Genomic DNA, 12,643 nt, shown 5'->3' with positions numbered 1-12,643 from the left:
CACCCGGGCTGTGGGTGCTGCATCCGTCCTCCTTGACGGCAGACACTACTGAATCCGTCGCCGTTCTACTAGAGTCTCGCTCGATCAGCGTCGTGTCGCCGTGCGGGAGCCGCACGGCAGGGCGCTGGCACGAGAGGAGCGTCATGCGGATCCTGCTGGTGGGAGCCGGAGGTGTCGGAGGAGCGTTCGCCGCGATCGCGGCCCGTCGGGACTTCTTCGAGAGCATCGTGATCGCCGACTACGACGAGGCACGCGCACGCAAGGCGGCAGCGGTAGATCCCCGGTTCTCCTCGGCGCAGGTCGACGCGTCGAGTCCGGACTCCGTCGCGGCGCTGTGCCGCGAGCACCGCATCACGCACGTCATGAACGCCGTCGACCCGCGCTTCGTCATGCCCATCTTCGACGGCGCGCTCGCGGCCGGCGCCGACTACCTCGACATGGCGATGAGCCTCTCGAAGCGGCACGCCGACGAGCCCTACGCGAAGGTCGGGCTCAAGCTCGGCGACGAGCAGTTCGGCAAGGCCGAGCAGTGGGAGTCGGCGGGCAGGCTCGCGCTCGTCGGGATGGGCGTCGAGCCCGGGCTCTCCGACGTGCTCGCCCGCTACGCCTCGGACGAGCTCTTCAGCAGCATCACCGAGCTCGGCACGCGCGACGGCGCCAACCTCGCGGTGCACGACGACGACGGCAACGAGATCTTCGCGCCGTCGTTCTCGATCTGGACGACGATCGAGGAGTGCCTCAACCCGCCGGTGATCTGGGAGCGCTCGCGCGCCGAGACGGACGGCGGCTGGTACACGACCGCGCCGTTCAGCGAGCCGGAGGTGTTCGACTTCCCCGAGGGGATCGGCCCCGTCGAGTGCGTCAACGTCGAGCACGAGGAGGTGCTCCTCATGCCGCGCTGGCTCGACTGCGAGCGGGTCACCTTCAAGTACGGGCTCGGGTCGGAGTTCATCGGCGTGCTGCAGACGCTGCACACGCTCGGTCTCGACCGCACCGAGAAGGTGCGCGTCGGCGGGGTCGAGGTCTCGCCCCGCGACGTCGTGGCGGCGTGCCTGCCGGACCCGGCATCCATCGGCCCGGTGATGACGGGCAAGACCTGCGCCGGCGTGTGGGTGCGCGGCACCGGCAAGGACGGGCAGCCGCGGTCGACGTACCTCTACCACGTGGTCGACAACGCCTGGTCGATGGAGGAGTACGGCCACCAGTGCGTCGTGTGGCAGACGGCCATCAACCCGGTGATCGCCCTCGAGCTGCTCGCGACCGGCGTGTGGTCGGGCGCGGGCGTGCTGGGCCCGGAGGCGATGCCGCCCAAGCCCTTCCTCGACCTGCTGGGGGAGTACGGCAGCCCGTGGGGGCAGATGGAGGTCGCGCCGACGGCGTGAGCCGGCGCCGCCGGTCAGCCGATCCAGTGCCCGTAGGCGCAGGTCGTGCTGCCCGGCGGCACGGGGTGGCCGTAGGAGCAGATGACCTGGGCCGAGCGGGACTGGCCGCGCAGCACCGCCGTGAGGTCGCGGAGCGCGCGGCCAGTCCTCCTGCCCTGCTGCGCTGTGACCTCCCAGCGGGTGGGCACGTCGGGCCGGGTCGTGGGCGGCGCCTGGCCCGACGCCTTGCCGAACAGCATGTCGCGCAGTCCCATGGTCGTCCCTCTTCCGATCAGTCGTCCCCGGCATCGGGTGGCGTCATGAACCACTCGACGAAGCGCTGCGCCCGGCCGTCGTCCGCCAGGTGGACCTCCCAGAGGTTCACGTAGGACGCGTGGTCGGGATAGACGACGGTGCCCGTGATGATCGCGAGCCGCTCGTCCTCGATGAGCACGCGCAGGTCGTGCCGCGGGTTCGGCGACTCCGGCTCGCCCCACATCCGGACGATCGCGTCGATCCCGCGCACGGGCTCGGGATCGTCGGGGCGGAACCGGTACTCGGCGTCGTCGGTGAAGATGGCGCGCACGTCCGCCGGGTCCTTCGACGCCCAGGCGCGGATGTAGCCCTCGAGCCAGCGCTGTCCGGTCGTCATGCTGCGTTCCTACCGCAGCGCGCCGCGGCGCGGAAGGGGCGTCGTGCACAGGTGCCTGTCGGCGCGCCGGAGTACCGTGAGCCCCCCGATCCGCAGGAGGCGACCATGACCGACGTGACCCCGCAGGCACAGCCCGACGAGCAGCCCGACACGCAGGGCGAGACGATCGGGGCGACCGGCGACGCGCAGGACTCGACGCTCGAGAAGGACCCGGCAGACTGGGTGAGCGGCGACGACCCGATGACCGCGGCGCAGCGCTCGTACCTCGACACGCTCGCGAAGCAGGCGGGCGAGGAGCTGCCCGCCGACCTCTCGAAGGCGGAGGCGTCGCAGCACATCGATCGCCTGCGCAGCGACTCCGGCCAGGGCTGACGCGAGCGTGGGGCGGCCGCGGCGTCAGCTCGCCGGCCGACCCCGTCGCTCGACCCGGCGTATCGCTCCAACCGACCTATCGCTCCAACCGATAGGTGACGTGCGTGACGAGCGAGGCGGTGCGCGACGCGACGGGCTGCAGCTCGACCGGCCCGGAGGCGGCGAACAGCCGCTCACCCGCGCCCAGCACGATCGGCGCGATGTGCAGCCGCAGCTCGTCGAGGAGCCCCGCGGCGAGGAACTGGTCGATCGTGCTCGCGCCGCCCGCCACCGAGATGGTGCGGTCCCCGGCCGCCTCGCGCGCTCGCGCCAGCGCCGCCTCGGGGCCGTCGGTCACGAAGTGGAAGGTGGTGCCGCCCTCCATCTCGATCGGCTCGTGCGGGTGGTGGGTGAGCACGAAGACGGGTGCGCGGTAGGGCGGCTCATCGCCCCACCAGCCGCGCCACGGCTCGTCCCACTCGCCGCGCACCGGTCCGAACATGTTGCGGCCCATGATGTAGGCGCCGTGGCCGAGGATCGCCGCGATCTCGGCGGCGTTCTCCTCCTCGGTCTCGAACATCCACCGGTGCAGCGCCTCGGCGCCGCGCCCGAGCGGCTCCTCCAGCGTCTGGCCGGGGCCGGCGACGAAGCCGTCGGCCGAGATCCCCACGTCGCACGAGACCGTGCCCGCCGCATCGCCCATCCGCGCCTCCTCGCCCCCTCGCATCATGGCGGTCGCGCGAGCGCGCGTCGATGGCCAGGATGCGCGCGCTACGACCTGCGTGCGACGTCCTCGAGCAGCACCTGCGGCCAGCGGGCCAGCTCGGCCGGCGTCGACGCCACGCGCAGCGTCGCATCGGGCAGCAGCTGCACGAGCCGCTCGGCGGTCGAGAGCGGATGTGCCGGGTCGTCGGTCCACGCCAGGATCGTGGTCGGCATGCCGAGGGCCGCGAGCGACTCGGGGCTCGGGAGGTCGCTGAGCGCCGCGCCCCGCAGCACGGAGGGGAGCAGCGCCTCCGCCACCTCCGGCTCCGTGGGCGGTGCGCCGGCGTTCGCGGGCGGCGGTGCTGCGCCCCGTTCAGCGGCGACGAACCGGGCGAGCCCGTGCTGCTCGACGAACGCGGCGGCCCGCCGGTACTCGTCCGCGCGCGGGACCCGCGTCTCCCACGCGGTCGCGGGCACCATGAGCGTCAGCCCGCTGAACCGATCCGGTTCGCGCACCGCGGCGTGCAGCAGGGTCGCCGTGCCCATCGAGGGCCCGACGCCGTGGACGCGCTCGCCGGGGAACCACGCGTCCAGGAGGCGCAGCAGGTCGTCGGCGAGCACCGACCAGCGGTAGTCGTCCGGCACCGCGCGCCCGGTCGAGCGGCCGTGACCGCGCGCGTCGTAGCGCAGCAGCCGCGTGCCGCTGAGGCCGCGACCCAGGTCGAGGTGCAGCACCCGGTCGCGGAGGCGGCTCGACGTCAGGCCGTGCAGCTGCACCACCGGTCGACCGCCCTCGTCGCTCAGCTCGACGTCGAGCTCGGCGTCCGGAACGGTGAAGGTCGGCACGGCGGCTCCTGGGTCGCAGACAGCAGGGGCTCCGTAGGCTACCCGCATGCGGCTGACCAACGTGGCGCACCTGCGGCTGCCCTTCGGTCGGCTGCACGGCTTCGACGTGGCCGCGACGCCGACCGACGTCGAGCTGCCGGTGTCGTTCGACCAGCGCCGCCACGTGGGCGCCGGGGAGCGCGCCGGCTCCTGGATGGCGCTGTCCTTCCGGATGCGCGAGCCGGTCGCGCTCGACGACCTCGAGGCCGCGTGGATGGCGGTCATCGCGCGGCACGCCACCCTGCGCACCGCGTTCACGCCGGGCGACGACGGACCGCGGCTCCACGAGGTCGACGTGCGCCCGGGCGCCTGGGTCGAGCATCCGATCGCATCGGGGCAAGCCGTGAACGATGCGCTGCGCGACGTGCTCGACGACGCCTGCTCGCCGTATCGCGCCCCGTCGCACCGGCTCTGCGTGCTCGAGTCCGCCGAGGGCCCGACGGTCGTGCTCGCCGCCGATCACGCGCACGTCGACCTCTGGTCGATGCTCGTGCTCGCTCGCGACCTGCTCACGGCGCTCGGCGAGGTGCGCGAGGGCCGCGTGCCGCTGCTGCCGCCCGCGCCGGCCTTCGCCGACCACACGCGCGAGCTGCGGGAGCGCGACGGTGCCCCGGATGCGCTGCGCCGGCGCTGGGCGGAGGTGCTCGAGGCGAGCGGCGGCGTGATGCCGCGATTCCCGCTGCCGCTCGGCACGGCGGAGTCGCCGGAGTCCGAGCGGGTCGAGGTGCGCGACGTGCTCGACGTCGACGACAGCGCCGCGTTCTCGACGCAGGCCCGCGACGGCGGCGTCTCGACGCTCGCGCTCGTGGTCTCGGCGATGACCGCGGTGACGCACGAGCTGGCCGGCACGCCGCTGCGCGCCGTCTTCCCCGTGCACAGCCGCTACGACGCGCAGTGGCACGACGCCGCGGGCTGGTTCATCACGAACTCGGTGCTCGAGTCGGCGGATGCGGATGCGCGCGCGAGCGCGGCGGCCGTCAAGGAGGCCGTGCAGCTCGGCTCGTGGCCGCTCGAGGACGTGCTGCGGCCGTGGGGCGGCATGCCGGAGGCCCCGGGCATGTTCGCGATCTCGTGGCTCGACCTCCGGCGGCTGCCGGTGCGCATCGACGCGGCCGGGCTGCAGGCGCAGTACGTGGGCGCCTCCATCCGCACCGACGGCGTCATGCTGTGGTTCATCCTCGACGAGGCGGGACTGCACCTGCGCTGCCGCTACCCCGACACGGAGGAGGCGCGTGCGAGCGTCGGCGCGTGGCTCGACGCGCTCGTGGCCCGGCTGCGGACCGAGGCACGGACGTCGGTCGGCGGGCGGCTGACCATCGGCGACCGGCGCTTCCGCGTGCGCAGGGCCGCCCGTGACGACGTACCGGTGCTCGTCGCGCTGCTGTCCGACGACGAGCTGGGGCGCGAGCGCGAGGTCGCGGAGCTCGCGGGCTACGAGTCGGCCTTCGATGCCGTCACCCGGGACTCGACCCACTACCTCGCCGTGGTCGTCGACGAGGCCGAGCGGGTCGTCGGCACGATGCAGCTCTCGATCATCCCGGGGCTCTCGCGCGGTGGCAGCACCCGGCTGCAGATCGAGGGCGTGCGCGTGGCTGCGCACGAGCGCTCGAGCGGCCTCGGGTCGGCGATGCTCGAGTGGGCGCATGAGCACGGCCGGGCCCGCGGTGCAGCGCTCGCCCAGCTCACCACCGACCGCGCCCGCGAGCGGGCGCGCGCCTTCTACGCCCGGCTCGGGTACGGCGAGAGCCACGTCGGGCTCAAGCGGCCGCTCTGAGCCGGCGCCGCGGCGCGATTGTGACGCCCTGCGTCACCCTCATGTGACGTTGTGGCCGCCAGTGCCTAGCGTGATGGCAGACCCCGGCGCCGCTCGCGCCCTGCCCGAGGAGGACCCATGACGAACGATTCCAGCCGCTCCGAGATCGACGAGCACCTCGCGAAGCGCGGCTCGCGCCGCAGGCTCGGCATCATCGCCGGCGTCGCGGCGGCGGTCGTCGTCGCAGGCGGTGCCGCGACCGCGGTGGCCGTGCAGTCGGGGACGCCGGCCGCCGACGAGCTCATCCCGCTCCGCATCGGCGACACCGCGCAGAGCGACTTCCAGGACACGATCGTCGAGGTCGGCCGCGAGAACGGGCTCGACATCGAGTTCGTCAACTTCGACGACCCCTATCTGCCGAACACCGCGCTGGTCGCAGGCGAGCTCGACGCGAACGTCTTCCAGCACGTCGCGTGGCTCAGCCAGTTCAACCGCGAGAACGACGCCGACATCACGCCGCTGTTCTCGACCGTCGTGACCGCGTGGGGGCTCTTCTCCGAGGACGCCGCCTCCGTCGACGACATCGCGGACGGCGCCCGCATCGCCGTGCCCGACGACCCCTCGAACTTCTCTCGCGCGCTCTTCATCCTCGAGTCGGCCGGCCTCATCGAGGTCGCCGACGACGCCGGCGTCTTCCCGACCGACGAGGACATCACGGCGAACGACCGCGACCTCGAGCTCGTGCGCATCGCTCACGAGTCCGTGCAGACGGCCTACGCCGACCCGTCGATCGCCGGCGTGGTCATCGCGGTCGACGACTTCGATCCCGCGCTCGAGATCACGAGCGAGGATGCGCTGCAGCTCGAGGACGCGACGTCGCCGTCGTCGAGCCCCTACGTGCTCATCGCCGCGACGACGCCCGAGAACGTCGACGACGAGGCATGGCCGCTGCTCGAGCAGACGTACCGCGACGCGCGCGTCGAGGCGGCGCTCGAGGAGGAGAAGCGCGGCGAGGCGACGATCGTCGAGCTGCCCGTGGACGAGCTGCGCAGCGCCCTCGCGGAGCTCGTCGCCCAGTAGCGGAGCGCCGCACGCCCACCGCCCCGCCAGGCTGAAGGAACCATGACCGAACGCATCCGCCTGACCGGCGTGACGAAGCAGTACGACGCCAAGGCGGGAGGAGCGCTCGCCCTCGACGGCATCGACCTGTCGGTGGAGGCCGGTGAGATCTACGGGCTCATCGGCCGCTCCGGCGCCGGCAAGTCGACGCTGCTGCGCACGATCAACGCGCTCGAGCGACCGACGTCCGGCGAGGTGCTCGTCGACGGCGTCGACGTCGGCGGCCTGAGCGCCGAGGAGCTGCGGCGCCTGCGGCGCACGATCGGGATGGTGTTCCAGCAGTTCGGCCTGTGGAGCTCGCGATCGGTCTACGACAACATCGCGACGCCGCTGCGTCTCGCGGGCTGGAAGCAGGACGCGATCCGCAGCCGCGTCGCCGAGCTGCTCGACTTCGTGGGCCTCGGCGGCAAGGCCTTCGCGCGGCCGCGCCAGCTGTCCGGCGGCCAGAAGCAGCGCGTCGGCATCGCCCGCGCGATCGCGAACCACCCGTCGATCCTGCTCGCCGACGAGGCGACGAGCGCGCTCGACCCGCAGACGACGAGCGACATTGTGGCGCTGCTGCGGTCGATCAACGAGGAGCTCGGCATCACGATCGTGGTCGTCAGCCACGAGATGGACGTGATCGCGCGGCTCGCGGACCGGGTGTCGATCCTGAGCCACGGCGCAGTGGTGGAGAGCGGCGACATCCACCAGATCCTGGCCCGCCCGCAGCACGCCGAGACGACGGCGCTCGTCGCGCCGTACGCGCGCACGGTGCTGACGGATGCCGACCGGCAGGCACTGCGCGTGGAGCACGCCAGCCGCCGCATCTCGGTGGTGATCGACGACGCGCTCGTGCATGACCCGGTGCTCAGCCGCCTGGCGCGCGAGCACGGCGTCGACTTCGCCGTCATCCAGGGCGGGGTGGAGCGGGTGAAGCGGCGCCCGTACGGGCAGCTGAGCCTCGCGCTCCACGGCGCCGACGCCGACGTCGACCGGTTCGTCGCCGGGCTCTCGGAGCGCGCGGAGGTGTCGCAGTGGTGACCGCGCTCATCGATGTCGACACCGATGTGCCCCGGGTCGCGACCGCTCTGGGGGAGACGCTCTACATGGTGACGGCGTCGTTCTTCTTCGCCTCGATCCTGGGGCTGCTGCTCGGCATCTTCCTCTACGCGACGCGGAGCGGGCAGCTGCTGCAGCACCGCGTCGCGCACTTCGTGCTCAACCTCGTCGTGAACACGCTGCGCCCGATCCCGTTCATCATCCTGCTCATCGCGCTCACCCCCGTGACGCGAGCCCTCATCGGCACGAGCATCGGGCCGTCCGCCGCGATCCTGCCGCTCACGATCGCGGCGGGCGTCGGCATCGCCCGCGTCGCGGAGTCGAACCTCGTCGGGGTCGATCCGAGCGTCGTCGAGGCGGCGACGGCGGTCGGCGCCAAGCCGCTCCACATCTTGTTCGGCTTCGTCGTGCGCGAGGCGCTCGGGCCGCTCATCCTCTCGCTCACCTTCATCTTCGTCGCCCTCATCGATGCGACCGCGGTCGCGGGCGCCGTCGGCGGCGGCGGGCTCGGCAACCTGGCGCTCACCTACGGCTACCAGCGCTTCGACTACCCGATCATGCTGCTCATCGTGCTGGTGCTCATCGGCCTCGTGCAGCTCGTGCAGCTGCTCGGCAACCGGCTCGCCCGCAGGTTCCTCTAGGTGCGCGGGCGGGACGCACGGCTCGTGGTCGTGGGCGGCGGCGTGCTCGGGCTCGCCGTCGCCGCCGAGGCGGCGGACGCGGGCTGGCGGGTTACGCTGCTCGAGCGCGAGCCGGCGCTGTGCTCGGTCGCGAGCGGCGCGAGCTTCGCCTGGGCGAACGCGCACGCGACGGGGTCCGAGCACCACGCGGCGCTGCGGCGCGAGGCGATCCGCCTGCACGCCGCGTCGTCCGCGGCGGCGAGCGAGCCGTGGTTCGCGCCGATGACCGCGGACGCGTGGGGGACCGAGGTGGCGGAGGGCGGCGTCGTCGACGTCGTCGCCTTCGCCGCGTCGCACGCGGCGACCATCCTCGCGCACAGCGGGATCGTGCGCACGGGCGCCGCCGTGGCGAGCGTGCGAGCGGATGCCGCCGGCGCCGCCGCGGTGCTCGACTCCGGCGAGGCGGTCACTGGCGAGCGCATCGTCCTGGCCGCCGGCGTCGGCACGGCCGCCCTGCTCGGCGGCCTCCCCGCCGCAGCCGCGGTCCCCGCGCTGACCCGCGTCATCGGGCAGCTCGGAGGCATCGCCCGCGTGCGAGCGCCGCGGTCGTGGGCGGGCGGCCTGGTGCTCGGCGACGAGCTGAGCGTCCGCCCCGACGGTGCCGACGGGCTCGTGCTGCAGTCCCTCGCCCTCGAGCGGGAGCTCGCCGACGAGGCGCTGCCGCTCGACGAGCGCCTCGTCTGGCGGCGGCTCCGCGCGATCGCGGCCCGGCACGGCATCCGCCTCGACGCGGACGACCTGCTCGAGCTGCGCTTCGCGCATCGGCCGCAGCCGGCCGACGGGCTGCCGATCGTGGACCGGGTCGACGAGCGTGTCCTCGTGGTGCTCGCGCACAGCGGTGTCACGCTCGCTCCAGCGCTCGCGCGCCTGGTCGCGGCCCGGCTCGACGGCGAGCCGCACGCCGGGCTCGAGCCGCCCCGCCCGCCCGCCCAGCAGCATCCCGATCCCCACTGACGAGGAGCACCTCCATGGTCCCTGACACCCGCACCGCCGCGAGCCGGCTGCTCGAGCAGCTCCCGGCTCGCCAGGGCTTCGGCGACGCGACGCTCATCAAGCACCGCCCCGGCAGCATCGACCTCGGCGGCGGCAACCCCGACGTCGAGGCGCTGCCCACGGCGCTCTACCGCGACGCGGCTCGCGACCTCACCGAGGGCGACGCCTTCGCGGCCTCGCTCCGCTACGTGCCCGCCCCGGGCATCCCCGCCCTGCGTACGTGGATCGCCGAGCGCGAGGGCGTCGACGCGGAGCGCGTGATCGTCACGACCGGCGGCGCCCACGGGCTCGCGCTCGCGGTGCTCGGCACCCTCGACGCCGGTGACGAGATCGTCGTCGACGACCCGGTGTACCCGCTCTTCCTGCGCACGCTCGACCTGGTCGGCGCGCATCCTGTGCCCATCCGGGTCGACGCGCACGGCATCGACGTCGACGAGCTCGAGCGGCGGCTGCTCGCCGGCCTGCGGCCCAAGGCGCTCTTCACCGTGCCGACCTTCCAGAACCCCTCTGGCGGCACGCTGCCCGACGACCGCGCGCGTCGGCTCGCCGAGCTCGCCGACCGCTTCGGGTTCACGATCATCTTCGACGACCCCTATCGCGAGGTCGGCTTCGAGCCCGGCGGGGTCGACGTGCGCTCGAGGCAGCTCGACTCCGACCGCGTCATCGCCGTCAACACCTTCTCGAAGACGCTCGGCCCCGCGCTCCGGGTCGGCTGGATCGTGGTGCCCGAGGCGCTCGCCGAGCGGTTCGTGCGGCTGCGCAACCGCCTCGACGGGCTGACGAGCGGCACGCTGCAGGAGCTCGTGCTGCGGATCGTGCAGCGGCAGGAGTACCCGGCGGCGCTCGCGGCCGCGGGCGTCGGCTACGGGCGCAAGGCGAGAGCGCTGCAGCAGGCGCTCGAGTCGCGCTTCGGCGACGCCATCGAGATCACGGAGCCGAGCGGCGGCTTCTTCCTGTGGGCGCGGCTGCACGGCGATGCCGACTTCGCGCGCCTCCACGCGCTCGCCCAGGACGAGGGCGTGTTCTTCCAGCGCGGCGAGTGGTTCGCCGTCGACGACGACGCGCACCTGCGCGGCACGATGCGGCTGTCGTTCAGCGAGCAGCCGACGGAGGCGCTCGTCGAAGGCGTCGAGCGCCTGCACCGCGCGTGGCGGCAGCTCGGCTGAGCGCGCTCAGCCGCCGAGCGGCAGCACCGAGACCTCGACGTGCCGGGGTCGGCCGCGGCCCTGCAGCTGCGACTCGATGAGCGACACCTCGTCGACGGTCCACGTGCGCGAGCCGTAGCCGTCGAGCACGCGCAGCCACCGCACGGCGCTGCGCTGCCGCGGCGGCCGGGCGAGGGTGACGTGCGGCACGAAGCGCTGCCCGTCGGGGGCGGCGCCCATCGTGTTGGCGGCGCCCCGCACGCGCAGCGCGAGGTGCTCGAGCTCCGCGCGACCGCGGTCCACGCCGAGCCACAGCACCGCTGGGCGGTCGGGATGGGGGAACGCGCCCGCGCCCGCGAGCCGGCACGCGAACGGAGGCAGGTCGACGACCGCGGCGCGCAGGCGCTCGTCGAGCGGCTCGAGGATGCGGTCCGGCATGTCGGGCAGGAACGCGAGCGTCAGGTGCAGGCGTTCGGCCGGCGTCCACCGCAGCCCCTCGCGAGGCTCGAGGAACCCGGCGAGGTCCTCGCGCACGTCGTCGGGCGGCACGACCGCCACGAACATCCGCCGACCCATGGAGGGACCATACGCCTGGGCACGGCACAGCGGCCCCGCGTACAGTGCGACGCACGCACGCACGCACGGCGACGACGACGAGGAGCGAGGAGCGGCGCATGGGATTCCGCAAGGGCGACGAGGTCAGCTGGAACACGAGCCAGGGCGAGACGCACGGCACGGTGCAGGAGCGGAGAGTCGAGGACTTCCAGTTCGACGGCCAGCAGTTCCGCGCCTCCGGCGACGAGCCCTACTACATCGTCGAGTCGGCGAAGAGCGGCGCCAAGGCGGCGCACAAGGAGTCGGCCCTCACGAAGCGGTCCTGACGTGGGGGAGCTGCGCATCCGCACCACGATCGAGCGACGCGGCCCGGCCGCCGCGATCGTCCTCGATGACGAGCAGGTCGCGTCGCTGGGCGGCGCGAAGAACGCACCCGTGACCCTGACGATCGGCGAGGCGACCGTGCGCACGCGCATCGGCACGATGGCAGGGGAGCACCTGCTCGGCCTGTCGAAGGAGCGGCGCGAGGCGCTGGGCGTCGAGGCCGGCGACGAGGTCGATGCAGTGATCGCGCTCGACGAGGCCGAGCGAGCGATCGAGCTGCCGCCGGAGCTCGACGCGGCGCTCGCGCAGGACCCCGCGGCGAAGGCGGCGTTCGACGCCCTCGCGCCCTCGCGGCGCAAGGAGCTCGCGCGCGGCATCGGCGAGGCGAAGGCGGCAGACACGAAGGAGCGGCGGCTCGCGAAGGCGCTCGACGAGCTGCGCCGCATCGCCGCGGGCTGAGCGCACGCGCCGACCGTCAGCTGCCCGCGGTCATCCCGTCGCGAGCTGCTTCCGCATCACCACGCGCGGGAAGCCGCCGGAGACCGCGTCGGTCGTCGCGGCCAGCGTGAAGCCGGCGCGCTCGAAGAGCCGCCGGGTGCCGACGTAGGCCATGGTGAGGTCGACGCGCTCGCCCGCGTTGTCGACCGGATACCCCTCGACCGCGGGCGCGCCCTTCGACGCGGCGTAGTCGACGGCGCCCGCGAGGAGCGCGTGCGAGACGCCCTCGCCGCGGTGCCCGGGACGCACGCGGATGCACCAGATCGACCAGACCGCTTGCTCGTCGACGTGCGGGATCCGGGTGGAGCGCTCGAACGGCAGCTCGGAGCGCGGCGCGACCGCGGCCCATCCGACGACCTCGTCGCCGTCGTAGGCGAGCACGCCGGGCGCGACGGGCCGCCGCGTGAGCGCCTCCATGTGCGCGCCGCGCTCGGGGCCGCGCAGCGCGACGTTCGTCTTGGCGTCGACGCGGTGGCTGAGGCACCAGCAGACGGATGCGTCCGCCCGCTTCGGTCCGATGACGAACGCGAGGTCGGCGAAGCGCGCGTGCGTCGCCGGGTGGATCGACACGTCCGCCATGG

Annotated in this window: 16 protein-coding genes; 10 read left to right on the top strand and 6 right to left on the bottom strand. The window is 73.6% G+C overall.

The features are described 5' to 3' along the window. Window positions 1-143: 143 nt before the first annotated feature. Window positions 144-1,382: a saccharopine dehydrogenase family protein gene (locus EDD26_RS00240; RefSeq protein WP_123695882.1), complete on the top strand. Its 1,239-nt coding sequence runs from the start codon at window positions 144-146 to the stop codon at window positions 1,380-1,382. Window positions 1,383-1,396: 14 nt separating this feature from the next. Here EDD26_RS00240 and EDD26_RS00235 read toward each other — a convergent pair whose 3' ends face one another. Both EDD26_RS00235 and EDD26_RS00230 read right to left on the bottom strand, forming a co-directional pair. Then, window positions 1,397-1,636 carry a hypothetical protein gene (locus EDD26_RS00235; protein ID WP_123695881.1) on the bottom strand — a complete coding sequence of 80 codons (240 nt, stop codon included), beginning with the start codon at window positions 1,634-1,636 and terminating at the stop codon, window positions 1,397-1,399. 17 nt (window positions 1,637-1,653) lie between these two features. After that, the gene (locus EDD26_RS00230) at window positions 1,654-2,013 is read right to left on the bottom strand and encodes a nuclear transport factor 2 family protein (RefSeq protein ID WP_123695880.1); all 360 of its coding nucleotides are present in this window, start codon (window positions 2,011-2,013) and stop codon (window positions 1,654-1,656) included. Window positions 2,014-2,118: 105 nt separating this feature from the next. Between EDD26_RS00230 and EDD26_RS00225 the strand changes: the two genes are divergently transcribed. Beyond that, window positions 2,119-2,385: a DUF3072 domain-containing protein gene (locus EDD26_RS00225; RefSeq protein ID WP_123695879.1), complete on the top strand. Its 267-nt coding sequence runs from the start codon at window positions 2,119-2,121 to the stop codon at window positions 2,383-2,385. Between the two features lie 76 nt (window positions 2,386-2,461). On the opposite strand, the gene EDD26_RS00220 is transcribed toward EDD26_RS00225, so the two are convergent. Then, a complete protein-coding gene (locus EDD26_RS00220; RefSeq protein ID WP_123695878.1) occupies window positions 2,462-3,067 on the bottom strand; it encodes a dihydrofolate reductase family protein in 606 nt (201 codons plus the stop codon). Window positions 3,068-3,135: 68 nt separating this feature from the next. After that, window positions 3,136-3,915, bottom strand: coding sequence for an alpha/beta fold hydrolase (locus tag EDD26_RS00215; RefSeq protein ID WP_123695877.1), 780 nt, complete (start codon window positions 3,913-3,915; stop codon window positions 3,136-3,138). Window positions 3,916-3,961: 46 nt separating this feature from the next. Between EDD26_RS00215 and EDD26_RS15020 the strand changes: the two genes are divergently transcribed. From EDD26_RS15020 to EDD26_RS00185, 6 genes are all read left to right on the top strand, one after another. Further along, complete coding sequence (locus tag EDD26_RS15020) at window positions 3,962-5,728, top strand: GNAT family N-acetyltransferase (protein ID WP_123695876.1); 1,767 nt, start codon at window positions 3,962-3,964, stop codon at window positions 5,726-5,728. A gap of 117 nt (window positions 5,729-5,845) precedes the next feature. Further along, entirely contained in the window at window positions 5,846-6,787 is a 942-nt protein-coding gene (locus EDD26_RS00205; RefSeq protein WP_123695875.1) for a MetQ/NlpA family ABC transporter substrate-binding protein, read from the top strand. A gap of 42 nt (window positions 6,788-6,829) precedes the next feature. Next, a complete protein-coding gene (locus EDD26_RS00200) occupies window positions 6,830-7,849 on the top strand; it encodes a methionine ABC transporter ATP-binding protein (RefSeq protein WP_123695874.1) in 1,020 nt (339 codons plus the stop codon). After that, the gene (locus tag EDD26_RS00195; protein WP_342769276.1) at window positions 7,846-8,508 is read left to right on the top strand and encodes a methionine ABC transporter permease; all 663 of its coding nucleotides are present in this window, start codon (window positions 7,846-7,848) and stop codon (window positions 8,506-8,508) included. Before EDD26_RS00200 ends, EDD26_RS00195 begins: the two co-directional genes overlap by 4 nt. Further along, the gene (locus EDD26_RS00190; protein ID WP_123695873.1) at window positions 8,509-9,501 is read left to right on the top strand and encodes an FAD-dependent oxidoreductase; all 993 of its coding nucleotides are present in this window, start codon (window positions 8,509-8,511) and stop codon (window positions 9,499-9,501) included. A gap of 14 nt (window positions 9,502-9,515) precedes the next feature. Further along, window positions 9,516-10,706, top strand: coding sequence for an aminotransferase-like domain-containing protein (locus EDD26_RS00185; protein WP_123695872.1), 1,191 nt, complete (start codon window positions 9,516-9,518; stop codon window positions 10,704-10,706). Between the two features lie 6 nt (window positions 10,707-10,712). On the opposite strand, the gene thpR is transcribed toward EDD26_RS00185, so the two are convergent. Further along, window positions 10,713-11,261: an RNA 2',3'-cyclic phosphodiesterase gene (thpR, locus tag EDD26_RS00180; RefSeq protein WP_123695871.1), complete on the bottom strand. Its 549-nt coding sequence runs from the start codon at window positions 11,259-11,261 to the stop codon at window positions 10,713-10,715. Between the two features lie 98 nt (window positions 11,262-11,359). Between thpR and EDD26_RS00175 the strand changes: the two genes are divergently transcribed. Both EDD26_RS00175 and EDD26_RS00170 read left to right on the top strand, forming a co-directional pair. After that, window positions 11,360-11,566 carry a hypervirulence associated TUDOR domain-containing protein gene (locus EDD26_RS00175; RefSeq protein WP_123695870.1) on the top strand — a complete coding sequence of 69 codons (207 nt, stop codon included), beginning with the start codon at window positions 11,360-11,362 and terminating at the stop codon, window positions 11,564-11,566. A 1-nt stretch (window position 11,567) separates the two neighbouring features. Beyond that, complete coding sequence (locus tag EDD26_RS00170; RefSeq protein WP_123695869.1) at window positions 11,568-12,023, top strand: YdeI/OmpD-associated family protein; 456 nt, start codon at window positions 11,568-11,570, stop codon at window positions 12,021-12,023. A 30-nt stretch (window positions 12,024-12,053) separates the two neighbouring features. On the opposite strand, the gene EDD26_RS00165 is transcribed toward EDD26_RS00170, so the two are convergent. After that, window positions 12,054-12,641 carry a GNAT family N-acetyltransferase gene (locus EDD26_RS00165; RefSeq protein WP_123695868.1) on the bottom strand — a complete coding sequence of 196 codons (588 nt, stop codon included), beginning with the start codon at window positions 12,639-12,641 and terminating at the stop codon, window positions 12,054-12,056. Window positions 12,642-12,643: the final 2 nt, after the last annotated feature.

The sequence above is a fragment of the Agrococcus jenensis genome, assembly GCF_003752465.1.
GTDB lineage: Bacteria > Actinomycetota > Actinomycetes > Actinomycetales > Microbacteriaceae > Agrococcus > Agrococcus jenensis.
The sequence above is the reverse complement of the archived record's forward strand: the minus strand, read 5'-3'. Positions and strand labels throughout refer to the sequence as shown.

What these genes read in the sequence shown, in the direction of transcription:
- EDD26_RS00240 (WP_123695882.1), top strand. Translation starts at nt 144, where the DNA reads ATGCGGATCCTGCTGGTGGGAGCCGGAGGTGTCGGAGGAGCGTTCGCC.
- EDD26_RS00235 (WP_123695881.1), bottom strand. Translation starts at nt 1,636, where the DNA reads ATGGGACTGCGCGACATGCTGTTCGGCAAGGCGTCGGGCCAGGCGCCG.
- EDD26_RS00230 (WP_123695880.1), bottom strand. Translation starts at nt 2,013, where the DNA reads ATGACGACCGGACAGCGCTGGCTCGAGGGCTACATCCGCGCCTGGGCG.
- EDD26_RS00225 (WP_123695879.1), top strand. Translation starts at nt 2,119, where the DNA reads ATGACCGACGTGACCCCGCAGGCACAGCCCGACGAGCAGCCCGACACG.
- EDD26_RS00220 (WP_123695878.1), bottom strand. Translation starts at nt 3,067, where the DNA reads ATGGGCGATGCGGCGGGCACGGTCTCGTGCGACGTGGGGATCTCGGCC.
- EDD26_RS15020 (WP_123695876.1), top strand. Translation starts at nt 3,962, where the DNA reads ATGCGGCTGACCAACGTGGCGCACCTGCGGCTGCCCTTCGGTCGGCTG.
- EDD26_RS00205 (WP_123695875.1), top strand. Translation starts at nt 5,846, where the DNA reads ATGACGAACGATTCCAGCCGCTCCGAGATCGACGAGCACCTCGCGAAG.
- EDD26_RS00200 (WP_123695874.1), top strand. Translation starts at nt 6,830, where the DNA reads ATGACCGAACGCATCCGCCTGACCGGCGTGACGAAGCAGTACGACGCC.
- EDD26_RS00185 (WP_123695872.1), top strand. Translation starts at nt 9,516, where the DNA reads ATGGTCCCTGACACCCGCACCGCCGCGAGCCGGCTGCTCGAGCAGCTC.
- thpR (WP_123695871.1), bottom strand. Translation starts at nt 11,261, where the DNA reads ATGGGTCGGCGGATGTTCGTGGCGGTCGTGCCGCCCGACGACGTGCGC.
- EDD26_RS00175 (WP_123695870.1), top strand. Translation starts at nt 11,360, where the DNA reads ATGGGATTCCGCAAGGGCGACGAGGTCAGCTGGAACACGAGCCAGGGC.
- EDD26_RS00165 (WP_123695868.1), bottom strand. Translation starts at nt 12,641, where the DNA reads ATGGCGGACGTGTCGATCCACCCGGCGACGCACGCGCGCTTCGCCGAC.